The 24,593-nt window shown below is 62.3% G+C and carries 28 protein-coding genes, 1 tRNA gene and 2 pseudogenes; 11 read left to right on the forward strand and 20 right to left on the reverse strand.

What is annotated here, in order from left to right; translation table 11 throughout:
• Positions 1 to 8: 8 nt before the first annotated feature.
• Positions 9 to 995 carry a cobaltochelatase subunit CobS gene (cobS, locus tag NKH05_RS24870; protein WP_023721131.1) on the reverse strand — a complete coding sequence of 329 codons (987 nt, stop codon included), beginning with the start codon at positions 993 to 995 and terminating at the stop codon, positions 9 to 11.
• A 123-nt stretch (positions 996 to 1,118) separates the two neighbouring features.
• Positions 1,119 to 1,748, reverse strand: coding sequence for a J domain-containing protein (locus tag NKH05_RS24875; RefSeq protein ID WP_036238769.1), 630 nt, complete (start codon positions 1,746 to 1,748; stop codon positions 1,119 to 1,121).
• A gap of 133 nt (positions 1,749 to 1,881) precedes the next feature.
• Between NKH05_RS24875 and NKH05_RS24880 the strand changes: the two genes are divergently transcribed.
• On the forward strand, positions 1,882 to 2,184 hold the full coding sequence (locus NKH05_RS24880; protein ID WP_023721132.1) for a BolA family protein: 303 nt from the start codon (positions 1,882 to 1,884) through the stop codon (positions 2,182 to 2,184).
• Positions 2,185 to 2,189: 5 nt separating this feature from the next.
• Here NKH05_RS24880 and NKH05_RS24885 read toward each other — a convergent pair whose 3' ends face one another.
• From NKH05_RS24885 to NKH05_RS24910, 6 genes are all read right to left on the reverse strand, one after another.
• A complete protein-coding gene (locus NKH05_RS24885; RefSeq protein ID WP_245278670.1) occupies positions 2,190 to 2,582 on the reverse strand; it encodes a type II toxin-antitoxin system VapC family toxin in 393 nt (130 codons plus the stop codon).
• 2 nt (positions 2,583 to 2,584) lie between these two features.
• Positions 2,585 to 2,818 carry a type II toxin-antitoxin system Phd/YefM family antitoxin gene (locus tag NKH05_RS24890; protein ID WP_023721134.1) on the reverse strand — a complete coding sequence of 78 codons (234 nt, stop codon included), beginning with the start codon at positions 2,816 to 2,818 and terminating at the stop codon, positions 2,585 to 2,587.
• Positions 2,819 to 2,972: 154 nt separating this feature from the next.
• Positions 2,973 to 3,782 (reverse strand): alpha/beta hydrolase, encoded by an 810-nt coding sequence (locus tag NKH05_RS24895; RefSeq protein WP_352483488.1) that lies wholly within the window; start codon positions 3,780 to 3,782, stop codon positions 2,973 to 2,975.
• Positions 3,783 to 3,822: 40 nt separating this feature from the next.
• Positions 3,823 to 4,719 (reverse strand): HlyC/CorC family transporter, encoded by an 897-nt coding sequence (locus NKH05_RS24900; protein WP_023721135.1) that lies wholly within the window; start codon positions 4,717 to 4,719, stop codon positions 3,823 to 3,825.
• Positions 4,716 to 5,837 carry a 3-dehydroquinate synthase gene (gene aroB, locus NKH05_RS24905; RefSeq protein ID WP_352483487.1) on the reverse strand — a complete coding sequence of 374 codons (1,122 nt, stop codon included), beginning with the start codon at positions 5,835 to 5,837 and terminating at the stop codon, positions 4,716 to 4,718. Before aroB ends, NKH05_RS24900 begins: the two co-directional genes overlap by 4 nt.
• Entirely contained in the window at positions 5,834 to 6,436 is a 603-nt protein-coding gene (locus tag NKH05_RS24910; RefSeq protein WP_352483486.1) for a shikimate kinase, read from the reverse strand. The genes aroB and NKH05_RS24910 overlap by 4 nt, the downstream gene beginning before the upstream one ends.
• Positions 6,437 to 6,598: 162 nt before the next feature.
• Here NKH05_RS24910 and NKH05_RS24915 point away from each other — a divergent pair, with 162 nt between their 5' ends.
• From NKH05_RS24915 to NKH05_RS24935, 5 genes are all read left to right on the forward strand, one after another.
• Positions 6,599 to 6,748, forward strand: a complete 150-nt coding sequence (locus NKH05_RS24915) for a hypothetical protein (RefSeq protein ID WP_023721139.1) — start codon at positions 6,599 to 6,601, stop codon at positions 6,746 to 6,748.
• On the forward strand, positions 6,745 to 7,662 hold the full coding sequence (locus tag NKH05_RS24920) for a site-specific tyrosine recombinase XerD (RefSeq protein ID WP_352495633.1): 918 nt from the start codon (positions 6,745 to 6,747) through the stop codon (positions 7,660 to 7,662). The genes NKH05_RS24915 and NKH05_RS24920 overlap by 4 nt, the downstream gene beginning before the upstream one ends.
• A gap of 99 nt (positions 7,663 to 7,761) precedes the next feature.
• Entirely contained in the window at positions 7,762 to 8,712 is a 951-nt protein-coding gene (locus tag NKH05_RS24925) for an acetyl-CoA carboxylase carboxyltransferase subunit alpha (RefSeq protein ID WP_023721141.1), read from the forward strand.
• Between the two features lie 244 nt (positions 8,713 to 8,956).
• Positions 8,957 to 10,282: a L,D-transpeptidase family protein gene (locus tag NKH05_RS24930; RefSeq protein WP_352483562.1), complete on the forward strand. Its 1,326-nt coding sequence runs from the start codon at positions 8,957 to 8,959 to the stop codon at positions 10,280 to 10,282.
• 5 nt (positions 10,283 to 10,287) lie between these two features.
• Positions 10,288 to 10,575 carry a sulfurtransferase TusA family protein gene (locus NKH05_RS24935; protein ID WP_352483484.1) on the forward strand — a complete coding sequence of 96 codons (288 nt, stop codon included), beginning with the start codon at positions 10,288 to 10,290 and terminating at the stop codon, positions 10,573 to 10,575.
• 210 nt (positions 10,576 to 10,785) lie between these two features.
• Here the strand turns inward: NKH05_RS24935 and NKH05_RS24940 are convergent, their stop codons facing one another.
• Complete coding sequence (locus NKH05_RS24940; RefSeq protein WP_352483483.1) at positions 10,786 to 11,904, reverse strand: CobW family GTP-binding protein; 1,119 nt, start codon at positions 11,902 to 11,904, stop codon at positions 10,786 to 10,788.
• 4 nt (positions 11,905 to 11,908) lie between these two features.
• A complete protein-coding gene (locus NKH05_RS24945) occupies positions 11,909 to 13,087 on the reverse strand; it encodes a D-alanyl-D-alanine carboxypeptidase family protein (protein ID WP_352483561.1) in 1,179 nt (392 codons plus the stop codon).
• A 270-nt stretch (positions 13,088 to 13,357) separates the two neighbouring features.
• On the opposite strand from NKH05_RS24945, the gene NKH05_RS24950 reads away from it, so the two are divergent.
• Complete coding sequence (locus NKH05_RS24950; protein ID WP_352483482.1) at positions 13,358 to 14,521, forward strand: M20 aminoacylase family protein; 1,164 nt, start codon at positions 13,358 to 13,360, stop codon at positions 14,519 to 14,521.
• Between the two features lie 72 nt (positions 14,522 to 14,593).
• Here NKH05_RS24950 and NKH05_RS24955 read toward each other — a convergent pair whose 3' ends face one another.
• The 6 genes from NKH05_RS24955 to NKH05_RS24980 form a co-directional block, all read right to left on the reverse strand.
• Positions 14,594 to 14,737 (reverse strand): glycine zipper domain-containing protein, encoded by a 144-nt coding sequence (locus NKH05_RS24955; protein WP_198023575.1) that lies wholly within the window; start codon positions 14,735 to 14,737, stop codon positions 14,594 to 14,596.
• Between the two features lie 41 nt (positions 14,738 to 14,778).
• Entirely contained in the window at positions 14,779 to 15,069 is a 291-nt protein-coding gene (locus NKH05_RS24960) for a DUF768 domain-containing protein (RefSeq protein ID WP_023722345.1), read from the reverse strand.
• Between the two features lie 86 nt (positions 15,070 to 15,155).
• On the reverse strand, positions 15,156 to 16,181 hold the full coding sequence (locus NKH05_RS24965; RefSeq protein ID WP_352483560.1) for an alpha/beta fold hydrolase: 1,026 nt from the start codon (positions 16,179 to 16,181) through the stop codon (positions 15,156 to 15,158).
• Positions 16,182 to 16,267: 86 nt separating this feature from the next.
• The gene (locus tag NKH05_RS24970) at positions 16,268 to 16,792 is read right to left on the reverse strand and encodes a TetR/AcrR family transcriptional regulator (protein ID WP_051409761.1); all 525 of its coding nucleotides are present in this window, start codon (positions 16,790 to 16,792) and stop codon (positions 16,268 to 16,270) included.
• A gap of 241 nt (positions 16,793 to 17,033) precedes the next feature.
• A complete protein-coding gene (locus tag NKH05_RS24975) occupies positions 17,034 to 17,558 on the reverse strand; it encodes a hypothetical protein (RefSeq protein WP_502896926.1) in 525 nt (174 codons plus the stop codon).
• Positions 17,559 to 17,685: 127 nt separating this feature from the next.
• The gene (locus tag NKH05_RS24980) at positions 17,686 to 18,012 is read right to left on the reverse strand and encodes a DUF1330 domain-containing protein (protein ID WP_023677873.1); all 327 of its coding nucleotides are present in this window, start codon (positions 18,010 to 18,012) and stop codon (positions 17,686 to 17,688) included.
• Positions 18,013 to 18,351: 339 nt separating this feature from the next.
• Here NKH05_RS24980 and NKH05_RS24985 point away from each other — a divergent pair, with 339 nt between their 5' ends.
• The 3 genes and pseudogenes from NKH05_RS24985 to NKH05_RS24995 all read left to right on the forward strand — a co-directional run.
• The gene (locus NKH05_RS24985; protein ID WP_023722341.1) at positions 18,352 to 19,044 is read left to right on the forward strand and encodes a winged helix-turn-helix transcriptional regulator; all 693 of its coding nucleotides are present in this window, start codon (positions 18,352 to 18,354) and stop codon (positions 19,042 to 19,044) included.
• 47 nt (positions 19,045 to 19,091) lie between these two features.
• Positions 19,092 to 19,168, forward strand: a tRNA-Arg gene (locus NKH05_RS24990).
• Between the two features lie 762 nt (positions 19,169 to 19,930).
• Positions 19,931 to 20,224 (forward strand): annotated as a pseudogene (locus NKH05_RS24995) (DUF3363 domain-containing protein); the annotation flags it as partial.
• 12 nt (positions 20,225 to 20,236) lie between these two features.
• Here NKH05_RS24995 and NKH05_RS25000 read toward each other — a convergent pair.
• Positions 20,237 to 21,151, reverse strand: a complete 915-nt coding sequence (locus NKH05_RS25000; RefSeq protein WP_023722340.1) for a LysR family transcriptional regulator — start codon at positions 21,149 to 21,151, stop codon at positions 20,237 to 20,239.
• Between the two features lie 206 nt (positions 21,152 to 21,357).
• On the opposite strand from NKH05_RS25000, the gene NKH05_RS25005 reads away from it, so the two are divergent.
• Complete coding sequence (locus NKH05_RS25005) at positions 21,358 to 21,993, forward strand: carboxymuconolactone decarboxylase family protein (RefSeq protein ID WP_023722339.1); 636 nt, start codon at positions 21,358 to 21,360, stop codon at positions 21,991 to 21,993.
• Between the two features lie 307 nt (positions 21,994 to 22,300).
• Here the strand turns inward: NKH05_RS25005 and NKH05_RS25010 are convergent, their stop codons facing one another.
• The 3 genes and pseudogenes from NKH05_RS25010 to NKH05_RS25020 all read right to left on the reverse strand — a co-directional run bounded on the left by NKH05_RS25010 (position 22,301) and on the right by NKH05_RS25020 (position 24,511).
• Positions 22,301 to 22,738: a hypothetical protein gene (locus tag NKH05_RS25010; protein ID WP_292659986.1), complete on the reverse strand. Its 438-nt coding sequence runs from the start codon at positions 22,736 to 22,738 to the stop codon at positions 22,301 to 22,303.
• A 304-nt stretch (positions 22,739 to 23,042) separates the two neighbouring features.
• Positions 23,043 to 23,167: pseudogene (locus tag NKH05_RS25015) on the reverse strand (IS6 family transposase); the annotation flags it as partial.
• Positions 23,168 to 23,836: 669 nt separating this feature from the next.
• Entirely contained in the window at positions 23,837 to 24,511 is a 675-nt protein-coding gene (locus NKH05_RS25020; protein ID WP_352495641.1) for a protein-L-isoaspartate(D-aspartate) O-methyltransferase, read from the reverse strand.
• Between the last annotated feature and the right edge of the window lie 82 nt (positions 24,512 to 24,593).

A 24,593-nucleotide genomic window follows, 5' to 3' on the forward strand; every position in this document is an offset into this window, starting at 1 on the left:
GACTCTGCTTAGCCCAGCACCACATTGGCAGCCGATTCCGGCAGATCTTCGCCGAAGGCGCGCTGGTAGAACTCGGCGACCAGCGAGCGTTCCAGCTCGTCGCATTTGTTGAGGAAGGTCAGCCGGAACGCCATGCCGATATTGCCGAAGATCTCGGCATTCTCGGCCCAGGTGATGACCGTGCGCGGGCTCATCACCGTCGACAAATCGCCGTTGATGAAGGCCGAGCGCGTCATGTCGGCGACGCGCACCATCTTGTTGACGATCTCCTTGCCCTTGCCGTCGCGATAGTGCTTGGCCTTGGCCAGCACGATGTTCACCTCATTGTCGTGCGGCAAATAGTTCAGCGTGGTGACGATCGACCAGCGGTCCATCTGCGCCTGGTTGATCTGCTGGGTGCCGTGATAGAGGCCGGTGGTGTCGCCCAGCCCAACCGTGTTGGCGGTCGAAAACAGCCGGAAGGCCGGATGCGGGCGGATGACCCGGCTCTGGTCGAGCAGCGTCAGCCGGCCCGACGATTCCAGCACGCGCTGGATGACGAACATCACGTCCGGACGCCCGGCATCGTATTCGTCGAAGCACAGCGCAACATTGTGCTGATAGGCCCAGGGCAGGATGCCGTCGCGGAATTCGGTGATCTGCAGCCCGTCCTTGACGACGATGGCGTCCTTGCCGACGAGGTCGATACGGCTGACATGGCTGTCGAGATTAACGCGCACGCAGGGCCAGTTGAGGCGGGCGGCGACCTGCTCGATATGCGTCGATTTGCCGGTGCCGTGATAGCCCGACACCATGACCCGGCGGTTGTAGGCAAAGCCGGCGAGGATCGCCATGGTCGTGTTCTTGTCGAACAGATAGTCCGGGTCGATGTCGGGCACATGCTCGCTCGTCACCGAATAGGCCGGCACCACCATCTTGGAGTCGAAGCCGAATGTCTCCTTCACCGACACCGTGGTGTCGGGCAGGTTGGCGATGTCGCGATCGACCTTGTTCATCTCTATCAACGTCTCCACAAGCGAAACGCCGCGTTTCGCTGGCAATCGATTTTGTTCGGGGGCGGTCTTAGAGCCTTTTCCAACCTTATGAAAGTTGGAAAGCGACACGAACCGTAAGGTCGCTCAGCACAAACCTGCCTGCTTGAGCACGCGATAGGCCTGGAGCACATCGCGGAACCGGTCTTCCGAACCTCTGTCGCCGCCATTCGCATCCGGATGGTGGCGTTTCACAAGTTCCTTATAGCGCGCCTTGATATCCTTGCCAGTCGCCTTTGTATCAAGGCCAAGCGTTTCCAGTGCCTTGGCCTCAAGCGGCTTGGCCTTGCGCTCGCGTGCTTCGCGCGGGTCCTTCGGGCCTTTGAACAGATCGAACGGATCGCGCATGCGGTTGTAGTAGCCGGCGCGACCGGAGCGCGCCTGGGCGAAGTCGGGCGAGGAGCGTGTCGAAGCACCGTTGACGCCCATTTTCCAGGTCGGCCGGTGGCCGGTCATGGCCTCCTTCTGGAAGCGGGCAATCTCGGTGTCGGGAACGCCCGAGAAATAATTGAAGCCCTTATTGTACTCGCGCACATGATCGAAGCAGAACTGGAAGTACTCGCCTTCCTTCATGCGTCCGACCGGGGCGCGGTGGGTGCCGGCCTCCTTGCAGCCATCCCACTGGCAGATCGGCGAGCGCGACTTCAGCTCCGCGTCCTTCTCCGGGCGGATGCGAATCTTTTCGAAATATTTTGGGTACGGCTTCATCTCACCCATTTATGGGCTGTTCGCTGATGCGAAACAAGAATTGACATTTTCGCGATGATCGCCCTAACCGCTGAATCGCGGCATAAAACCGGCGAACGGCGAATTTTGTGCGATGACATAGATGTGGTGAAGGGAAGCGGCGATGTCCATACAGGCAACGATGGAAGACAAGCTGAAAAAGGCGTTTTCGCCGGAACGGCTGGCCGTCATCAACGAAAGCCATCTCCATGCCGGCCATCATCATCTGGATTCCGGCCATCACGCCACCTTCGACGGCACCGGCGAGACGCATTTCCGCGTCCGCATCGTCGCGCCCGCCTTTGCCGGCATGAGCCGCGTCGAACGCCACCGCGCCGTCAACGCATTGCTGGCCGAGGAATTGAAATCCGGCGTCCATGCCCTGGCGATCGAGCCGGCGGCGCCCGGCGAAAAGACCCGCTGGTAGTTGCCCTACCAGATTGTCTTTACATATCGATAGTCTCGCAGCTTGTGATCCGCGGTCACCAAAGGTGCCGCAAATTTTCGACTGGTCGCAACAATGATCCGATCAGCCGGATCCTTGTGAAACTCTCCCGGAAGTTCGGTACTAGTCACGGCGATCTCATTGTCGACGGAAATGAAGCTCAATTTTTCAAGCTTGCTGACCGTCGCCAGCCATTCACCCACATCCATCGATAGCAGGAGACGCCCCCTGGAAACCAGCATGGCGATTTCCCATGCTGATATCGAGGAGATCAAAATCTCGCCGCCTAACCTCTCCCGCTCGATTGCGCGAAGTGCTGGTTCTGAAAGCAGATCGGTCTCACCGCCGACCCAGCGGACGAGAACATGCGTGTCCAACACGATCAATTGCTGGCTTCCCAATCATCTTCGGCCACCGGATCCGTCGGGCGGTCGTAACGCAGGACAGACCCACGCAGCACCTCCAAAGGGTCGCGCGCAACCGATTCATAGCGTCGTATCTCTAATGTGGGCTGGCCGTGATCGGTCACAATGATTGGCTCGCCAGTCGTTTCAACCTGACGAAAATACTCGAGAGCCTTTGCCTTGAACTTCGATTTCGACACCTGCGCGGTCATGCGCCACCTCAATGAACAAAATTGCCGTTCACCATATAAGGTCAGATGTGACCACGGCCAATGACCATAGACACAAAAATCGCTTCGGCTTTAGCCGGCCCTCGTTCCCGCGTCTGCGCGCCCCTCACCTGCCTGCCGCCATCCAAACTGTAACTCAGCCGAGGCTCGCCCTCAGGAAAGCCATCACCGCGGCGGTCAACGCATCGCCTTCGGTGCCGAAGTCGCGATTGATCGACATGTGCGAATAGGCGCTGCCATCGAACAGCGTGACCCTGGTTCCGGTGGCGCCCAGACGCCCGGCAAAGGCCTGCGCGTCCGCCGCGCGGGTTTTCGCCCGCGAATAGGCGATGAACGTCGGCGGATGCTTGCGGCCGTCGACATAGGTGACCGGCGACAGCGCCCGCCACTGCGCCGGATCGGGAAAGGCGCGGGCATAGACCCCTGCCATGCCGCCGCTCCTGGCCAACGCCTCCAGATCATAGGCCCTGGTATCGTCGAGGACCAGCGCCGCGACGCCGGGCAGGCCGCCGCGCAGGCCGGTCAGCGCGACGAGATGGCAGCCGGCCGAATGGCCCATCGCGACGATCCGGTCCGGATCGCCGCCATGGCTGGCGATGTTGGCGCGGACGTAGCGATACGCCAGTTCGACATCGGCGGCCTGGGTGGCGACGTCGGCTTCAGGCAGCATCCGGTAGTCGATCGAGACGAAGCAGAAGCCATTGTCGAGCAGGAATTGCGGCTTGGAGTTGACGTTGTTGCGGTTGCCGACCCGCCAGGCGCCGCCATGGACGAAAAAGACGACCGGCAGGCCGCTTGCGCCATCGCGGGAATAAATGTCGAGCTTGGCCGGCCCATAGTCGAAGGTTTCGGGTGATGGCGGACGCAGCTGCAATGCCGCTGCAGCCTGACCCGGCAGCAGCGCCGCCATCGACACCAGAAGCAGGGTTCGCCGATCGATTGTCATAGACTCCTGACTGCCCACGGCTGCCATAAGGCGTGCACTGTCATTCGCCAAGCATCGCCGGCTTGATCCTCAGCCGCGCGATCCGATTCTTGTCGCGTTTCATGACGACGAAGCGCTTGCCGTGAAACGTAAAGGCCTGCTTTTCGTCCGGAATCGACTGCGCCTCGTGGATGACAAGGCCGGCAATGGTGGTGGCTTCCTCGTCCGGCAGGTTCCAGTCGAGCGCCCGGTTGAGGTCGCGGATCGACACCGTGCCGTCGACGACGACGGAGCCGTCGGCTTCCTGCTTGACGCCCTGGATGTCGATGTCGTGCTCGTCGGCGATCTCGCCGACGATCTCCTCGATGATGTCCTCCAGCGTCACCAGTCCCTCGACCTCGCCATATTCGTCGACGACGATGGCGAAATGCGCCTTGCGGCGCAGGAAGGCGTTGAGCTGCTCCTGCAGCGTCGTGGTGTCGGGCACGAACCACGGCCGCGACGCGATCTTCATCACGTCGATCCTGGAGAAATCATTGCCGACCTCGTTCAGCGCGCGCAGCAGGTCCTTCGCGTGCAGCACGCCGACGATGTTGTCGAGCGAGCCCTTCCACAGCGGCATGCGGGTATGCGGGCTCTGCAGGATCTCGCGCACCACCGCTTCCGGCGGGTCGTCGGCGTTGACCGAGCGCATATTGGTGCGGTGGACCATCACGTCCGACACTTCGAGCTCCTCAAGGTCGAACAGGCCGCCAATGCGGGCACGATCCTCGCGCACCACCTGGCCGTCGCGGCGGAAATCGTCGACGGCGCCACGCAGTTCCTCATGCGTCGAGCGCTGCGGCTCGATACGCTGCAACTCGTAGCCGAAGGCGGCGAACAGGTGCCGACGCAAGACGAAGCCCAGCAGGCCGAGGCCGGCAAGCGCAGCAGCCGCGATCCAGCCGGCCTGGCTCATCCCGGATGGTTCTCCCCGAGGAACGCCAGCACTTCCGAGGCCGGCACATCCCTGGCGATGAAGGCCTGACCGATGCCGCGCGTCAGGATGAAGGTCAGCGCGCCGCGCGACACCTTTTTGTCCTGGGTGATGAAGGAGAACAGCTTTTCGGCGTCAGGCAATTCGCCTGGAATGTCGGCCATGCACCACGGCAGGCCGACGACGCGAAGGTGCGCCTCGACGCGCGCCGCATCGTCGGGGCTCGCCAAATTGAGCCTTGAAGAAAAACGGTGCGCCAGCGCCATGCCGATGGCAACGCCCTCGCCATGCACCAGCCGCGTGCCGTCATAGCCGGTCGCCGCCTCGAGCGCGTGACCGAAGGTGTGGCCGAGATTGAGCAGCGCACGGTCGCCGGTCTCGAATTCGTCGCGTGCAACGACGTCGGCCTTGGCGCGACAGGCCTCGGCAATCGCTTTTGCCCGCTCCGGCCCGCCGGCAAACACGCGAGACCAGTTTTCCTCCAGCCAGGCGAAGAACTCCGGCCGGTCGATCAGCCCGTATTTGGCCAGTTCGGCATAGCCGGCGCGAAACTCGCGGATCGGCAGCGTGTCGAGCACTTCGGTGTCGGCCAGTACCAGCCTCGGCTGGTGAAACACCCCGACCAGGTTCTTGCCGCGCTTGCTGTTGATGCCGGTCTTGCCGCCGACGGAGGAATCGACCTGCGCCAGCAGCGAGGTCGGGATTTGCACGAAGTTCATGCCGCGCCGCGCGATGCCGGCGGCAAAGCCGGCGAGGTCGCCGATGACGCCGCCGCCGAGCGCGACGACGACATCGCCACGCTCCAGCTTGGCGGCCAGCACGCCGTCGACCACCTCTTCCAGGTGCGCAAAGCTCTTGGTCTTTTCGCCGGGCGGCAGCGTGATGACTGCATGTTGGATGCCACCGCTTGCCAGGCCGGCCGCAAGCGTTGCGAGATGCGCGCTAGCGACGTTTTCGTCGGTGACGACCGCCGCCCTTGTGCCCGGCAGACGGCGCGCAATTTCGGCGCCGGCGCGTGACAGCAGGCCGGGGCCGATCAAAATGTCGTAGGTACGCTCGCCAAGCCCGACTTCGACAGAGACCGTTGCATCAGCGCTCACGACCGCACCTCGTCGATGTCGGCAACGCCGAGATGGCCGCGCAGCGCGTCCACCACTTCGGCGGCAATGATCTCCTTGCGGTCGTCGCGGGTCGGCACGATGACATCGGCCGCGGCGTAAACCGGGTAGCGTTCCGCCATCAGCCGCTCCAGCACCCCCCGGGGATCGGCGCTTTTCAGCAGCGGCCGGTTCTGCTTCTTGGAAACGCGCTCCATCAACAGGTCGATCTCGGCCTTCAGCCAGACCGAAACGCCATGGCTGGCGATCGCCTCGCGCGTCTGCGCATTCATGAAGGCGCCGCCGCCGGTCGACAGCACCTGGGGCCCGTGCTCCAGCACGCGCAGGATGACGCGCTGCTCCAGTGCCCGGAACTCCGCCTCGCCATAGCGCTCGAACAGGTCCGGGACGCTCATGCGCGAAACACTTTCGATCTCCTGGTCGCTGTCGATAAAGGGTAGCGCCAGCATCGCCGCCACCTTGCGGCCGATCGCCGTCTTGCCGGCGCCCATCAGCCCGACAAAGACGATGGAACGGTCGCCCAGCCGGCCGAGCAGCGCGGCATGGCTCTCGCCCGGAGGGTTTGCTGGTAACGCGTTCATGTTTCTAGGGCCTCTTTGCCGGCGTATCGACATCAAAAGCCTGTTTGCGTCAAGCGCGGCGCGCCCGGGACCTGTTATCGGCTTCACCCTTGAATTGGTGGGATTGGCGTCTCATAAGGGCACAGGGTTGGAAATGCAGAACAAGACGACGGGCGAAAATTAATGCCGACACTGTTTCGCTTTGTCGTGACGCTCGTGATTCTGGCCGGCATTGTCTACGGCGCGATGTTCGCCCTGGTCATGTTCGTCGAGCCGAGAAAGGCGGAAATGAGCGTGCGTATCCCTCCGGAAAAGCTCAATCCCAAAAAATGAACAGCGCCGCCCGCATCGAAGCCTTTCTCGAGATGATGAGCGCCGAGCGCGGCGCTGCCGAAAACACGCTTTCCTCCTATCGCCGCGACCTCGAGGACGCTTCCGCCGGGATCGGCGGCGGGCTCGCCGCTGCCACCAGCACCGACATCCGTGCCTATCTCGACGACATCGCCGCGCGCGGCTTTGCCGCCACCTCGCAGGCGCGCAAATTGTCGGCAATCCGTCAGTTCTTCAAGTTCCTCTACGCCGAAGGCCTGCGCGGCGACGATCCGACCGGCACGCTGGACAGCCCGAAGAAAGGCCGGCCGCTGCCGAAGACGATGAGCGAGGCCGATACCGGCCGGCTGCTCGACCGCGCCACGCAGGAGGCGATCGACCCCTCGCTCAACGACGACGACAGCCTGGCGGCGCTGCGCCTGCACGCACTGGTCGAGGTCCTCTACGCCACCGGCCTGCGGGTTTCGGAGTTGGTCAGCCTGCCGGTGACGGTGGCGCAGCGCGACGACCGCTTCTTCATGGTGCGCGGCAAGGGCAACAAGGAACGCATGGTGCCGCTGTCGGCCAAGGCGCGCACGGCGATGCGGACCTGGCTTGCCGCACGGGCGGCGGTGCCGGCTCTTGCCGACAGCCCGTTCCTGTTTCCGGCCGCCTCCGAAAACGGCTATCTCTCGAGACAGGTCTTTGCCCGCGAGCTGAAAGGGCTTGCCGCGCGAGCCGGCATTGCCGCGGCGAAGATATCGCCGCATGTGCTGCGCCATGCTTTCGCCAGCCATCTGCTGCAGAACGGCGCCGATCTCAGGGCCGTGCAGCAGCTGCTCGGCCATGCCGATATTTCAACGACGCAGATCTACACCCATGTACTGGAGGAGCGGCTGGTGCGTCTGGTCAACGATCATCATCCGCTTGCCGACTAGGCGTCATGTCGCTATGTGAGAACGACGTTCCACCGCGCCCAGCCTGCATTTTCGGGCTTGCGTCAGTCATTGCCTTCCGACCTGCCGGTTCGCCCAAGAATGTACAATTACCTCGATTTCGAAAAGCCTGTGCAGGATCTCGAAGGCAAGATCCTCGAGCTGAAGAAGCTTGCCGAGAACGGTGAGGCGGTCGACGTCGGCGATGAGATCGCCCGTCTCGAGAAGCGCTCACGCGATGCGCTGCGCGACGCCTATAAGGCGCTAACGCCATGGCAGAAGGTGCAGGTGGCGCGCCATCCGGACAGGCCGCATTGCATCGACTACATCAAGGGCCTGCTTACCGATTTCACGCCGCTCGCCGGCGACCGCAATTTCGGCGAGGACCAGGCGATCGTCGGCGGCTTCGCCCGCTTCCGTGGCGAGCCGGTGGCGATCATCGGCCAGGAAAAAGGTTCCGACACGGCAAGCCGGCTGAAGCATAATTTCGGCTCGGTGCGGCCGGAGGGCTACCGCAAGGCGGTACGGCTGATGGAACTCGCCGACCGCTTCCAAATCCCGCTGCTGACGCTGGTCGACACTGCCGGCGCCTATCCCGGCGTCAACGCCGAAGAGCGCGGCCAGGCGGAAGCCATCGCCCGCTCGACCTCAGCCTGCCTTGGCCTGAAGGTGCCGTCGATCTCGGTGGTGATCGGCGAAGGCGGCTCCGGCGGCGCCATAGCGATCGCCACCGCCAACCGCGTCTACATGCTCGAACACGCCATCTATTCGGTGATCTCGCCGGAGGGCGCCGCCTCGATCCTGTGGCGCGACACCACCCGGTCCAGGGATGCTGCGACCAACATGAAGATCACGGCGCAGGATCTGCTGGAGCTGAAGATCATCGACGCCATCGTCGCCGAACCGCTCGGCGGTGCCCATCGCGCCCCCGAAACGGTGATTGCCGCCACCGGCGACCTCATCGCCAGGACGATGAAGGAATTTTCCGGCGCCAACACCGACTTCCGCGAGCATCGCCGCGAGAAATACCTGGCGATGGGCCGCAATCTGTAGCCAACGCAGGTGCGCGGCCTGAAATGTGACGGCGTGGAGCAATTTCGCCACAAAAATGCCGCTGCGTTCGTCACAGTGAGCTTGCCGTAGGGGACGCGCCAATTTCGTTTGGGGCAAGAGGGCTGCTTGGCGCAAGGTCGCTTGCGGTAAGGAATTTTCAAGGTTAACGGGCTTAAGGTCCGTCAGTGGTCAGTTTAGCAGCCGCGGCATCCGCGGCGCAGAGATGAAGACGATAGCCATATCCATGTTTGCCAAGCTTGCCCGCACCGGAGTTCTGATCGCTGCGATCGGCGTCGCCGGCTGCAATGATGCTTCGATGAAGGATTTTGCACCGCAGGCCAACAAGCCGCTGCCGGACAAGATCCTGGCCGAGATGAGGGCCAAGGGCATGGTCCGCACCTCTTCGGTGATGGCCCGCATCTTCAAGGAAGAAGGCAAGCTCGAAATCTGGAAGGCCAAGACCAACGGCCGCTACGACCTGGTCGCCAGCTACGACATCTGCAAATGGTCGGGCAAGCTCGGGCCGAAGTTCACCGAAGGCGACCGCCAAGCGCCGGAAGGCTTTTACACGGTCCGCCCGGCGCAGATGAACCCGCGGTCGAATTATCACCTGTCCTTCAACATCGGCTACCCGAACGCCTATGACCGCGCCAATGGCCGCACTGGTTCCAACCTGATGGTCCATGGCGCCTGCTCGTCGTCGGGCTGCTATTCGATGACCGACGCGCAGATCGAGCAGATCTACGCTTTCGGTCGTGACGCCTTCCAGGGCGGCCAGACCGAGTTCCAGATCCAGGCTTTTCCGTTCCGCATGACTGCAGCCAACATGGCGCGCTACCGCAACGACCCGAACTACGAATTCTGGAAGATGCTGAAGGTCGGCTACGACAATTTCGAAGTCACCAAGGTGCCGCCGAAAGTCGACGTCTGCGAGAAGCGCTACGTCTTCAACCAGGTTGCGGCCGACGGCTCGACCTTTAATCCGACCGGCGCTTGCCCTGCGACCACCCAGCCCGATTCACTGAAGAGCGCCATCAACGCCTATCAAAGCACCTATGAGGCGGCCTTCAACGGCGCCGTCAAGGCCAGCGTGCCGGCACCCAAGCCGACCATCGCCGGGATCAAGGAAGCCAGCATCGTTTCCGACTGGTCGAAACGGCGTGCCCGCGGCGAACGCGTGCCGATCGAGCCGCCGTCGCTCAACCCAGACGGCACGGTGACCGAGACGGCGCGCATGGGCCGCGTCGATTCGCCGGCCGGCCGCAAGATGGCGGCACTCGACGCCGAAAAGGCCGCCAAGCAGAAGGCCGAGGAACAAAGGCTAGCCGCCATTGAAGCGGCCAAGGCCGCCAAAGAGGCAGCCAAGGCGCAGGCGCTGGCCGAGAAGGAAGCGGCCAAGGCGCAGGCACTGGCTGAAAAGGAAGCTGCCAAGACCGCCGCCGAGATGCCTGTCGCCACCGCCACTGTAGCGCCATCGGAGGCCGCCCCGGCAGTCGAAACGCAGGCTGCGGACGCCGAAAGCACGGCGACAAGGTTGAAGAAAAAGCTGCTCGGCATGTTTGGCGGCTGAGCTTCATGCTTGAACAAGAAGATGGGGGCCAAGGAGACAGGCCCTCAACCAGCCCCGCCGCCGTCTACGACCTCAAAGGTCTGAACTGCCCGTTGCCCGCGCTCAAGGCCAAAAAGCGCTTGGCCGCAATGCCGCCGGGTAGCCGCCTCTGGCTCGAAACCACCGACCCCCTCGCCGTCATCGACATCCCCGCCTTCTGCGCCGAGAGCGGCCATCGGCTGATCGAAACGGCGGCAATATCGGGCGGCCACCGCTTCCTGGTCGAGCGCGGCGGCGGCCGAGCCTGGACTTAGCTCGTTCTGCTGACGGTGCGCTGCCCCTCATCTGCCTGCCGGCATCTTCTCCCCGTATAGTGACGGGGAGAAGGGGCTGGCCGCAACTTTGGCGCTCTTTCTGCGGCGCTGGAGATTGGCGAAATCGTCGACGAGAGCGTCCTTCTTGAGAAGATGCCGGCAGGCAGATGAGGGGCAGCGCGGCGTTCGACTTAAAACTGATGAAAGCCTCTACCGCCCGGCAATAGCCAGCGGGTTGCTTTCCAGTGCCGCGCGGTCCGGCGTGTCGATCGACGGCCGGTTGGTGAAGGCGGCGAACAGCCGGCGGATATAGTCTTCCGGCATGTCGAGCGTGATCAGCACCAGCCTGGTGCCGCGCTGGCTGTCCGGCCAAGCCGGCAGTTGCACCGGCGGATGCAGGATCTTCTGCACGCCATGGATAACCAGCGGCCGCGACGGGTCTTCTGCAAGCTCGATGACGCCCTTCATCCGCAACAGGCGCTCGCCATGCGCCGAGCGCAGCAGATCGAGGAACATCTCGATTGCCGAAAACGGCACCGGCCCGTCATGAACCAGCGAATACGCGCGGATGCGGGAATCGTGCCTGTGGCCATGGTCATGGTGACCGTGGTCGGCATGACCATGACCGCTGTGGTCATGGCTGCCAACATCATGGTCGTGGCCGGCTTCTTCGCCGAGCCAACGCTGCACATCGACGGATTTGGTGGCCGGATTGTAGAGGCCGCAATCGAACAGGGTCGCCGCGCTTGCCTGGCTCGCGTCGAGCACCACGGCGCCCGGGTTGATCTGCCTGAGCCGCGCCCGCAACGCCTCCGCGTCGCCTGCATCCGTAGCCAGGTCGGCCTTGCTGAGCACGATGCGATCGGCGACGGCCACCTGCTTCACCGCCTCGACATGGGCATCGAGCGTCGCATTGCCGTTGATGGCGTCAACCAGGGTGATGACGCCGTCGAGCCGGAAGGCCTGGACCAGGGCCGGGTGTGCCATGATCGACTGCAGCACAGGGGCGGGATCGGCGAGCCCGGTGGTCTCGACGACGACGCGGGCAAGCCGGTCGATGCGGCCGGTCTGCAGCCGGTCGACGAGATCGGCCAGCGTGTCGACCAGCTCGCCGCGCACCGTGCAACAGAGGCAGCCATCGGAAAGCTGGATGATGCCGTCGGACGCCTGCTCGACCAGAAGATGGTCGATCGCCACTTCGCCGAACTCGTTGATGATGACGGCGGTGTCGGCGAGCGCGGGATCCCGGAGCAGCCGGTTGAGCAGCGTCGTCTTGCCGGCGCCGAGAAAGCCGGTGAGCACCGAAACGGGGATCGGGAAGCCGGCCATACGGCTAGTTCAGCGCCTTGGCCGGCCGTTGGACCTGCGCGGCGGTGGTGGACCCGGCCACGGCCGGCTCAGCGCCGGCCGGCGGCGCCCGGTCCGGCCGCCATGTCGGCAGCGGCACGTCGGGATATTCCTGCCCGGAGGCATCGAGCATCGCCTTCGGCTTCGGCCCCGTGGCGCCGCCGAGGCCGACGGCGATCAGCGTCGGCACATGGTCGAGCTTTTCCTGATAGGGCGATTTCGGCACGTCCTTGCCCTTGTCGCCGACGGCGGGTGCGGCTTCCGACTGCTCCTCGACCGGCTTCTTCTTGCAGATCTCGTCGTTCATGTCGTTGGCCGACATGGTGTCGCCATAGGCAGGCAGCGCTGCGACCGTCAGCCAACTCGGGGCCGGGGTTGCAAAGCCCTGGTCGAGCAGTTTTGCCGCCGCCTCGGCGCGGGTGACGGCCGATTGCTCGCCGAGCACCACGGCGACCAGGGTGCGGCCGTTGCGGGTAGCCGAGCCGATCATGTTGAAACCGGACGAGCAGACGAAACCGGTCTTCATGCCGTCGGCACCCGGATAGCGGCCGATCAGGAGGTTGTAGTTGGAGATCGCCTTCTTGCCGACGGCAAGGCCTTCGATCGAAAACCAGGGGGCATATTGCGGAAATTCCTTGCGGATCGCCATCACCAGCAAAGCGAGATCGCGCGCTGTCGTATACTGGTCCGGCGAATAGAGCCCGTTCGGATTGACGAAATGGGACCCGCTCATGCCGAGCCTCCGCGCCTCCGCATTCATGCGTTCGGCAAAGGCCGCTTGCGAACCGCCGATATTCTCGCCGACCGCCATGGCGATATCGTTGGCCGATTTGACCAGCATCATCTTCAGCGCATTGTCCAGCCGCATCACCGAACCCGGCTTGAAGCCCATCTTGCTCGGCGGCTCGCCGGCGGAATGTTTCGTCACCTTGATCGGCGAATCGAGCTGGACCTCGCCCGCGGCAATCGCACGAAACGCCACATAGGCGGTCATCAGCTTGGTCAGCGATGCCGGGTACCAGCGCCTGAACGCCTCCTGATGCTGCAGGATCTTGCCGCTGTTCAGGTCGAACAGGATGGTCGGATTGGCCAAGGCAGGCCCGGCCAGCGCCGCAAGCACCACCGCGCCCGCCACCAACAGTTTGAGGAAATGCCTATAGCGCATCATGAAAACCGAAATAGCCTCTTGCCGCAGTCGCCCCTGGCTCCGTAAGATTTCGTTACACGATCGCCAGGATAATGGTCCGGCTCTCTGTTCCCGGACCACAGTCGCGGTGCTATTTACTCTATGTGACGTCAACATGGCAAAGTGCTGCCGATCACAATGTGGAAGCAGCAGCACAATGCAAAGCAGCGTGCATGGTTGCAGGGCAGCAGTCACAATTGCACAGCAGCAGGTCAAGACCGCCTGCTCCAACAGCGAAATGGAACCATCATGCCGATCCTGAACCGAGCCGCCGAAATGCAGGATGAGGTGGCCGGCTGGCGCCGCCATTTGCATCAGACGCCGGAGCTGAATTTCGACGTCTTCAAGACCGCCGCCTTCGTCACCGAGAAGCTGAAGGCTTTCGGCTGCGACGACATCGTGACGGGTTTGGGCAAGACCGGCGTCGTCGGCATCATCCGCGGCCGCCACGGCGAAGGCTCGACGATCGGCCTGCGCGCCGACATGGACGCCCTGCCGCTCAACGAGATCAGCGGCAAATCCTATGCCTCGACCGTCCCGGGCAAGATGCACGCTTGCGGTCATGACGGCCACACCGCGATGCTTTTGGGTGCCGCCAAATACCTCGCCGAAACACGCAATTTCGCCGGCTCCGTCGCGGTTATCTTCCAGCCGGCCGAAGAGGGCGGCGGCGGCGGCAACGAGATGGTCAAGGACGGCATGATGGAGCGCTTCGGCATCTCCAAGGTGTTCGGCATGCACAACATGCCGGGCCTGCCGGTCGGCCAGTTCGCCATCAGGCCGGGTCCGATCATGGCGGCGACCGCCGAATTCACCATCACCGTCAAGGGCCGGGGCGGCCACGCGGCGATGCCGCACGGCACCATCGATCCGATCGTCATCACCAGCCAGCTTGTCGGCGCATTGCAGACGATCGCCTCGCGCAGCACCGATCCGGTCGAGGCGGTGGTCGTCTCGGTGACGAAATTCCATGCCGGCGACGCCTATAACATCATTCCCGAGAGCGCCGAGATCGCCGGCACCGTACGCACGCTGAAGAAGGAGGTCGCCAAGAAGGCTGAAGAGCGCATCCGCGCGCTTTGCCAAGGCGTGGGCGCTGCCTTCGGCGCGACAATCGAGGTTGATTACAATGCCAACTACCCCGTCACCTTCAACCATCCGGAAGAGACGGTCTTTGCCAGCGACATCGCGGCCGACGTCGCCGGCGACAGCCATGTGCACCGCGCCATCCAGCCGGTGATGGGCGGCGAGGATTTCTCCTACATGCTGGAAGCGCGGCCGGGCGCCTTCATCTTCATCGGCAATGGCGATACCGCCGGCCTGCACAACCCGGCCTACGACTTCAACGACGAGGTCATCCCGCACGGCATGAGCTATTGGGTGAAGCTGGCGGAGACGGCGCTGGCGGCGTAGCCGTTCGGCATCGGCGGTGCGGCGACCGCCGCACCTCTGGGCGGCAAAATCGGGCAGGACATGTTCTGCTGGTCACTTCCGGCCGGACGACTTCCGGGCAAGGCCGAAGGCAATGCCCAGAGCAATACCTATACCAATGCCCGCAACAATGTTGTCCAACACGACGCCGATGGCCACGCCGATCACGACGCCGAGTGTGAGGTGTTTGGCATCCATTATGCCCGGTCATGTAGCGTGGAAGGGAAGAGCCGCAACCGCTACGGTCCGCTCTTCGGATCCTCGACCTCCAGCGCCTCCATAACCGGCGCCAGCTCATTGTCGTCGGCAGCCTGCGGCTCTTCGCCTGTCCTTGCCTTCTTCAGGGCTGCCTCGATCGCCTCCTGGATGTTGCCGAGCTCGTCTTCGCGAACCTCGTGGCCGTAGCCGGCAGCATCGGCATCCTGCTCGAATTGCTGCGCCAGGACGGCGACGCTCACCTCACTCTCGGCCGGCAGATTGCCGACATTCTCCTGCAGCCAGGTTTCAAAGAACTCTTTTGTGGCGCTCATGCGGTGTCTCCTTCGGGACACTAAAGCGCGCCGGCATCCCGAAAGTTCCGCTATCTTAACCGTCTTTGCACCGCTCGCCATGTCGGCTACGCAGGAACCCGCCGCTTCAACCAATCGACCATTAGCGTGGTGACTTCGCCCGGCTTCTCCTGCTGTGACCAATGTCCACAGCCGGCGACCACATGTTTTTCGAGATCGGCGATGTGGGCGTCCATTCCATCCATCATCGCTGGAGATAACACGACGTCGTCCTCAGCGCCGATCATGAGCGAAGGCACTTTTATCGTCTGGTCGACATTCAAGCCGGCTCTCCAATTGCGGGACAAGTTGCGGTACCAGTTGATGCCCGGCGTGAAACCGGTGCGCCCGAAGCTCTCGGCATAGAAAGCAAGCTCGTCTGGCGTCAGGATCAGCTCGCCGGGCAGCGTCTTCGGCTCCGGCTGCGAGAGCGCCTGTAGGAATGTCATGTGTCGGGCCTGCGGCGGCAGCTTGGCGTATTGCGCGGCGGTGATAATACCCTTGCGCATATTGCTCCTGAACACCCGCGCCACGTCGTGCGCCATCAAACGGTCCGCGAGATCACCATCTTCGAACATCAGCACATACATGTCGGGATTGTAGACTTCGCGCATCTGCGCGATCGGGTCTTTTGCCGGGTTGGCAACGAACGGCTTGTCCGGGGCGGTCAGCCCCTTGGTGAGGCTCGGATGCAGCCACAGCATTTCATGGGGAATGAATGGCGTGTTGACACCGATGACGCCAGTGACCCGGCTCTGATGCAAAAGCGGCATCTGCCATGCGACCAGGCCGCCCCAGTCATGGCCCGCGAACACGGCCTTTTCGACGCCGAGAGCATCGAGGAGACCGACGAGATCGCCGGTCAGGTGGACCATGTCATAATCCTCGACCTTGGACGGCCGGTCGGTCAGACCATATCCGCGCTGGTCGGGAACAATGACGTGGTAGCCGGCGGCCGCGAGCGGCGCGATCTGGTGACGCCAGGAAAAGGCGAGTTCGGGAAAGCCGTGCAGCAAAACAACCGCCGGTCCCTTGCCGGCTTCATAAACAGCCATATCGATGCCGTTGGAGCGAACGTATCGGACCGGCGGCATGGCCGGCGACGCGCCAAAGACCGGCAGGCAAGGCGCAAGAAGACTGCCGGCGGTGCCGAGAAGCACCGCCCTGCGGGAAAGGGTGATCATGGCAGAAGTTTCCTTAGCTGCTCGAATTCTGATCGAATGACGGCCGGGCAGGCCGAGACGTCTCGGCCGGCGCGGATCAGCACGAGAATGCCTTGGTAGAGAAGCAGAAGCCTGACGACGTGGAGATCGACCTGCCCTCCACCGATCTGGCGCTCCACGACCTGCCGGATGGCGGCTTCCAGCACGGCGAAGCCTTCCGCGAGACCTTCCGAGGCGACCGACGGTTGCGCACCGAACTCGACAGCAGCGTTCGTTAACAAACAGCCGAGGTCGCCGGATTCCGGGGCGGGCAGCAACAACGACAGGAACAACTGTTCCAAACCATCCAGATCGCTTGCTTCGCCGATGTAGGTCTCGATACGGTGTCGGATGACGGCATCGATATAGTGGCCGAAGGCCGCCCGATAGAGACCTTCCTTGTCGCCAAAGGCATTGTAGATCGAGCCAGACGTCAGGCCGGTGGCATCGCTCAGATCCTTGATCGAAATTCCCGCGAAACCGGCCCGTCGAAACGCGTTCATCGCGTCCCCCAGCACAGTGGCTTCGTCAAATAGTCGCGGTCTGGTCATGGAGCAACCCAATGTAAAATGATTATTCTAGAATGAGCATTTTACATCGCCAGTCAAGCGACTCTTTTTGCAAAGACAGCTCGATGGGCACACAGGCACGCCAACGATGCCAGGTTGCATCGCGATCTCCCGGAGCTTGGCCCCTCTGTGAGATTAAAAACCAGGCGGCGTTGGCGCCGCCTGGCCCGGCTGCTTACTGGCTGGCAGCAGTCGTCGGTTCGCACGACACGTTCGGGTTCATGTCGGCGAACGCGCCGGTCGGGTTGCCCTTCCAGGCCCAGACATGCAGCTCGTAAAACGGGCCGAGGCCATAGCGGTTGGGCGCGCTGTTGAAGTTGAACAGATGCCCATCGAGCGAGGCCGGGCCTTTCGAGGTGATGTATTCGACCGCGATCAGTTTTAGCGTGCCGTCGGCCATCGGCTCGTACATCACCGCTTCGGGCTTGGCGACATCGACAGCGTCGTCCTTGAGGTAGCCGGGATTGACGTAGTGGATGCCCATGGCGCCGCCGGTGATGCCGCTGGCGCAGGGGATCGGCGCATAGCCCTCGGCGGTCGCCGCCGCCACATTCTCGAAGCGGCTGTTGGCGGCGCGTACCTTGTCGGCCAGCGGATTGGGACCGGACGCGGGCGCTGCCTGATGCGCCTGCGCCAATGCAGTGCAGGCCGACAGCAGCGCCGCGGCAGCGAGGAATTTGTTGCGAAAGTTGATTGTCATAGTCATTCCATTCTTCTTGAAAAGCACAGCCCGGGCGGCCGCCGGAAGTAAGGAGGTCCGGCAGGTGGGCGCTGTGGCTGTTGTTGCTGGGAGATCCCTGTCCCGATGCGACAAATGCAGGGGAAGATCATCCCTTCGGCAGATACGGGATGGTTCCGGCCAGATCGGAGTTGTCGATCAGCTGGAAACGGCTGTCGCTGCCGCCCTGACGGGCCGAAACAAAGGGTGCGTAGGCGGGATCGTCGGTGAAGGCGCGCGCCGCGGCCTCGGTCGGGAACGCCATCAAGGCAATCAGCGTCGTGTCGAGCGGCTTGCCTTCGAGCGTCTTCACATTGCCGCTGCGCGACAGATATCTGCCGCCGTGCTTGTGAACGAGGTCGTGGACCGACGCGGCATAGGCCGGCATCCACTTCGGGTCCCTCACCTTGATGTCTGCGATAACGTAAGCGGTCATGGGTCATGTCTCCTGGTCGTGCACAGGGGTATCCCGTGCAGCGGCAGAGGGGTCGCATGGCAAGGCCGGCGCCAGCCAGTCCGCGATCTGTACTGGTGCGGCGAATTCGAAATTCGCATTCACTTGGAGCAACGCAGCGAGCGAATTTCGGATTCAAAAGCCACACCAGCAAGTGCTTGGATTTCCAGTATGGTTTTGGATTTGAAGTTCCTAACGCTGATGCCACCCAGAAAGCAGGAACTTCAAATCCACCACACTTGGGCCGGTACAGTTTCTGTACTCGCCGCACCGCTGGGAAAGGCCTATGCTCCCGGCTGAGTTTGAGGGGAAGGCAACATCATGACCCAGGCCGGATACAAGCAGTTCTGCCCGTTATCGATGGCCGCGGAGGTGCTGTGCACCCGCTGGACCATGGTTCTGCTTCGCGAATTGGTGGCGGGCTCGACCCGTTTCAACGATCTGCGCCGCGGCGTCCCCAAAATGTCGCCGACCCTTCTGTCGCAACGGCTCAAGGAGCTCGAGCTGGCCGGGATCGTCGAGCGCAAGGAGGTGCGCGGCGAGAAAGGCATCTTCGAATACCGGATGACCGAGGCAGGCAGGGATCTGCGGTCCGTCGTCGAGGCGATGGGCTTTTGGGGGCAGAAATGGGTCGAGTCGCGGCTGTCGCTGAAGAACCTCGATCCGTCGCTGCTGATGTGGGACATGCGGCGCAATCTAAACGCGTCGCCGCTGCCCGACGGGCGCACGGTGATACAATTTCTGTACCAGGAGCTCCCCGCCTCCAAACGGTCGTGGTGGCTGATCGTCGAGAAGCACGGCGAGGTCGACCTCTGCTGGTACGATCCAGGGTTCGATGTCGATCTCTACGTCTCGACCGACCTGCACACCATGACCGAAATCTGGATGGGGCTGATCACCGTCGAGAAGGCCGGGCCGAAAGTCATTCTGACGGGCGATCAGGATATCGCCCGCAAAATGCAGACTTGGCTGGGCCTGAGCCCGTTCGCTGTCGAACCCAAGCGAGCAGCCTAGCTGCCTCTTGGCGAAACGATCCGAAGCGGTTATGTGTCGGGCGCGATGGTCCCGTAGCTCAGTAGGATAGAGCGGCAGATTCCTAATCTGTAGGTCACAGGTTCGATTCCTGTCGGGATCACCAAGTTTTTCAAGCGCTTAGCCAACAAGCCGCCGTACTTTTTGGTAAATTAGTACGGCAATTAGTACGGCGAATTTCGCATGAACTTCGGCTTCAGCTGCTCAATCCAACCGAGTTGTGGATTTCCATGATTCTGGAATTGAGTAGATTGTTGGGACGGGCGGCCACCGATGTCGCTTCAGGTGGCGATTTGAGGTGGGGTCTGTCGAGACGCGATGCCGCGCCTCGGCAGGCATTGATTTTACGATGTTTTTTCTAGTCTAGGAGCCCACAGCGATTTGTATCACAGTTTGTATCTCAGTCCGTATCGCACGAGGCTGACCTAGCCACCTGGTAAAATGGCACGTCTTACGAGGCCTGAGCCGTAATCAATGTTGTCGTGCCAGCGCTACATACGGTCCCTTGCACGACAGCCATGGAGCCGAGAGCGGACTGGCAGCTCATAGGTGTGGATCACGGAAAAGTTCGCATTCGACGATTAAGAGCTGGATGACTGCTACCGCCCCCCATTTCCGACATTGATGGATGGGACGCGCGTCCCATAAGCAGCCAACGTCAGTGCCGAGGCTGCAAGGTCAAAGGGTGGCTTTCAGTAGGCCGGCTGTGGCTGCCCTCGAAAAATGCGGTACTGCAAGAACGAAATTTGTTGCCGAGGACCTGATCTGCAGCGCCATACTCTCACAGGGTCCTCAACTCCTCGTCGGCAATCGCGGCTTGGATCGATCGACAGATCTTTCAGCGAACCTACAAATTTGAAGGGGCGCGTACCGGCGCAACCTGATCGCCACGCTTCAGGAACGCGAGGTTGACCGTGCCGGTGGGGAACTGGCGGCGAAAAAGGCACTGCCGTTCCGAGCTGCCGCCGAGGGCGAAACCGTGACCGGCACCTTCACCGGGGCCGCGCAGCTATCCAGTGGCAAGTTCGCCATCGTCGAGAAGTCCCACGAGTTCACGCTTGTCCCGTGGCGGCCAGTCATCGACCGCCAGCTCGGCCGCGAGGTCAGTGGCATCGTGCAGGGCGGATCGGTGTCCTGGCAGTTGGGGCGGCAGCGGGGATTGGGGCTTTCGCCCTCAAACCCCTTGACCGACTTCACTGAGCACCCGTCGCAGCCATTGATGCCCTGGGTCGGCGTCGTGGCGCGCATGCCAAGTCTGCACCACTCGAAATGAAGGAATATCCAATGGCGGCGGAAAAAGTCGGAGCGGTAGCCGCCCTGCCAACGGTGCGAAGAGACGACGGGGTTCCGTTGCCACGAGCTCGGAGGCATCGACCAGCATCGGTGCCATCAAGAAGTGGCCGACCGTCACGACGACATTCCTCTTCAATCCTTTCTCGGTGAGCACAGCATCGACATAGCCGCTCGGATTGCCCTTCATCGAAACCTGAAGATGGCGCAGCGAGAGATAGCGGTCGAGGTCGAGACTATCGGCCAGATCGGTGTGATCGCCGCGGCCAGCGCAGATGAAGTCCTCTTCGTATAGCAGTTCTTCTCGCATATGGGTCGGCGGCTGGGGGAAGTTGCCGGCGATGAGTTCGACTGCGCCGTCGTCCAGCATCGGCAAACCGACGCTGCGGCTCGTGTTGCGGACCACCAGAGAAACGCCTGGTGCTTCGCGGCCGAGCCGTGCAGTCAGACGCGGTAGCAGCACGAAAGCGGCATAATCGGAGAGACCGACCACGAATTGCCGAGTGCTTTCGGTCGGATCGAACGAGCGCCCGCCGAGCAGGACGCCTTCAACCTGTTCGAGGATCGACCGAACACTCGGCGCAATGTCCTGCGCCAGTGGCGTCGGCGTCATGCCGCGCGGGGATCGGACAAACAGCGGGTCTCCGAACAGAGCCCGAAGGCGATTGAGCGAATGGCTGACCGCCGGCTGGGTCAGCCCAATCCGCTCGGCCGCGCGCGTGGCGTGCCCTTCGGCAACGAGGGCGTCGAAGACGACCAGCAGATTGAGATCGACGTTAGCGATATGAATCTTCTTCATCACGGCGATGCTAATAATGAATTTGATTTATCGCAATCGCCGATGCAAGGTCTGACCTGAAATAAAGCGGGGGCGGGCAGAGTTAGAGAACATGAGTGTCAGGTCCCACCACCGCAGCAACGGGAAGAGTAAGTTCTCGCCGACGCTTTATTGAGGCTGCCTTCATCGCAGCAAGTTCTTTCGCCATCAGTCGGAGCGGGCAAGCCATGGCCTCGGAAACTCATGAGGATCGATTTTCACGCGGCCTGGAGATGCTCCGCCGGATCGGCGGGGAGAATTTCGATGGACCGATCAATGCTCTGGCGGAGACCTCCGCCGATTTGTCGCGCTTCACCGTCGAATATCCCTATGGCGATGTGTTGTCCCGCCCGGGGCTGGATCTCCCGCTAAGGCAGCTCTGCACCGTCTCGATGCTGCTGGCCGACGGAAGCGCCCAGCCGCAATTGAAGTTTCATATCGCCGGCTTTCTCAATGCCGGCGGCACCCCCGAAGCGATCGTCGAACTGCTCTTCGTCTCGGTCGCGGTCCTGGGCTTCCCTGCAACCGTCAATGCCGTCGGCATCGTCCGGTCGGTATTCGCCGAACGCGAGCTGGCATTTCAGCCCATCAAGCCCGCGACGGGTGACGGAGCGGGACGCGGATGGGCCGGACGCGAGATGCTGGAGCGGCTCGTAGCGGGCGACGCCCAGGGCTATTTTGACCGCTTCGCCGGCACCGCGCCCGACCTCGCGCAGCTTTCGATCGATTTCGGGTTCGGGGAGGCGCTGGCTCGGGACGGCCTCGATCACAAGGCCAAGCTGCTCGCGATCACGATTTGGCTTTCCCGGTCCCGATCGACATAGGTCCGCGACCTTCGACCCACCATGAAGCATCGAATTTTCGACAGCGAATGTATAGCGCTTATCCGGCGCGCATGTCGCTCTGTTCGAGCCTTTGAACCCCGGCGCTGACCACGGATGTGCTGGCAGCATTGGGATCTTTCCGGTTCGGATGGAAAAGATGCAGGAGGGGGCGTCGGCGTGCTCCTGCGGAAAGCCGCACCCCCTCATGCAAACGCAGCCTCCCCGCGTGGGGAGCGCTTGCCTGCGCTACGGCGGCGGCTTTCCATGCGAGCCGCTTCAAAAATGATGCTGCGAAACGGCTCCGGCTTTATCCGACGAACGCCTCACGCATCCGAGCGAACATGCCTGGCTGTCTCCCGGCAATCGCCGCACGGATGTGACGGGCGGCCGTTACGGCGCTCACCGTCGCGCCGAAATGACAATAGCAGATGATCTCATGCAATTGCCTGTCGGTCAGTTCGAAGAACCGCTTCGCTTCGCCGTAGTTGTCGTTTTCCAACCCGGCGGCGCGGAGGACAGGATCCTCGAAAGCGACTGAGATCGGCGAGCCGTCGCCGCGCATGGCCCCGCGTGATCTAACCGGCTGATACTCGGTCTGGTGTAGCGTCGAGAGTCGCCGGTCAGGGTTCCGTTCAAGGAGCTCCGCCCAGCGTTCAAGACGTTCGCTGCGCGACATGGCCTGGCGCAGGTAGTCCTGATCGATCTCGGCGACGATCTGCAGTTGCTCAAGCGTCTGGTGCTTCATTTTAGCCTCCTATTCGGACGATAGTTGGCCCACCCATATCTTCTTATACCTGCGGCCAGCGTGACTCCGACCGATCGTGAAGTCCAATCACGATGATGCTGGGAGGGCTTCCCCCCCACGAAAATGCGGAGGCTTCGCAAAGATCCGGCCATTAATTTGGCGAACGCGGTCAAATGCGCGGCTGTTCGACGATGTCGGTCTGGAGTCCGTGCCGATCGAGGTGATCGACGGGCAGAGTCTGTGCTGGAGTAGCCCGGCTCCATCGCTGGCCGGGCAGCGGGATCAAGCGAGTGGCAGTTTAGCTTCGAAACCGCCGAAGGCCGGGCTGATGCGAGTTCTCCGCCCGGTCGTTGGGCCCTTGTGGCTCCAGTGTACGACTTCCGGCATGACCTGGCGCCTGGCTACTCCGTAGGATCGCAGTTTGTCCGTGTCGAAACCATTATCGAAGTTACCCGGCCCGATGGCGGAGTGTTGCGGATTGCGCGATCCAAGGACCGGTCCGTCCAACAACCAACAAGTTGCGCGGAAGCCATCTCAAAAACGGTCCAGGCTGTGCGTCGTCAGGATGGTAGCCGAACCAGCGAAACAGCCAATCAGGTGTCCCTTCCTTCGACCTTTAGAGACTGAGCAGTCAGCTGCCGCCAAGCGAGAATGACGATCGCTCTCACTGCTGCGGCGCTGGTATCGGTGTGCCGCCAAACCAACCAGCCGCATACGCAATCACGACCAATACCACGATCACGGCTACCACGCCGTACCAGAGGCGCCTGTCCTTGAGATCCATCGTTACCTCCTGCCCGCTACGTGTTGGCCACTGGGCGAATTCCTTGAGCCTTTAGCCGTCATTTCCCAGATGAGCGACCCATTTGCCGTCTGGCAGGCACACAGTAGGCTGGATAAGGGGTCTTTGAGAAGCGCGCAATACGACCGCGCCGGCATGATCGCCAGCGGCTGCGACCGGCGGCGGCAGGCGTGCTCGACGAGTGGCGTTGCGGCATGGATGTCAAAAGATCGGCGATGCCATCCAGCGCCTGTGTGATCGATGCGGCGCGCGTTATCCTGATCTTCCAGCACGGCTCCGCGCAGCCGCACCCCTCATTAGACCGTTTCGAGACGGCTGAACCGAACCGGGATGAGTTTGCGAGTCTTCAGTTGCCCTGCCGCATCCTTGTCGATGACCGTCAGAAACTGTGCATTTTCAGATCCCAAAGGCAGAACCAAGCGTCCTCCCGGCTTGAGTTGCTTCAGTAAAGCCGGCGGTGTCCGCTCAGCCGCCACCGTGACCAGGACCTTGTCGAATGGGGCGTGCTCAGGCCAGCCGCGAGACCCGTCTCCGACACGAATGCCGACATTGGAGAAGCCGAGACCCTGCAGGAGAGCCTCGGCATGGCTTGCGAATTCCTCGATGATTTCGACGCTCCAAACTTGCCCGGCAAGGTCCGCGAGGATTGCGGTTTGGTAGCCTAGGCCGGTGCCGATCTCGAGCACTACCTCGTGCGGTTGCGGCGCAAGGAGATCGGTCATGAGAGCAACGATGAAGGGCTGCGAGACGGTTTTATCAAAGCCGATCGGCAGCGGCATGTCTTGGTAGGCATAAGGCGCAACTGATGCTGGCACGAAGAGATGCCGCGGTATCCGCCTCATCGCCGCCAATACCCGCTCATCGAGCGCCGCCTTGCCAAGTTCATCGCTTGCAAGATCGGTGTGAATTGCAATCATCTCGACCATGTGCCTGCGTAGAACCGCGAGATGCTCTTCGTTCATCGGCTTCATGACGGTGGGGTGCTCCTCAACCAGTCTGCTGCCTCATAGCCTTATACCCTGTTCGTCTTGTCACAGTAACCATGTCGTCGAG

The sequence above is a fragment of the Mesorhizobium sp. M1399 genome (assembly GCF_040317735.1).
GTDB lineage: Bacteria > Pseudomonadota > Alphaproteobacteria > Rhizobiales > Rhizobiaceae > Mesorhizobium.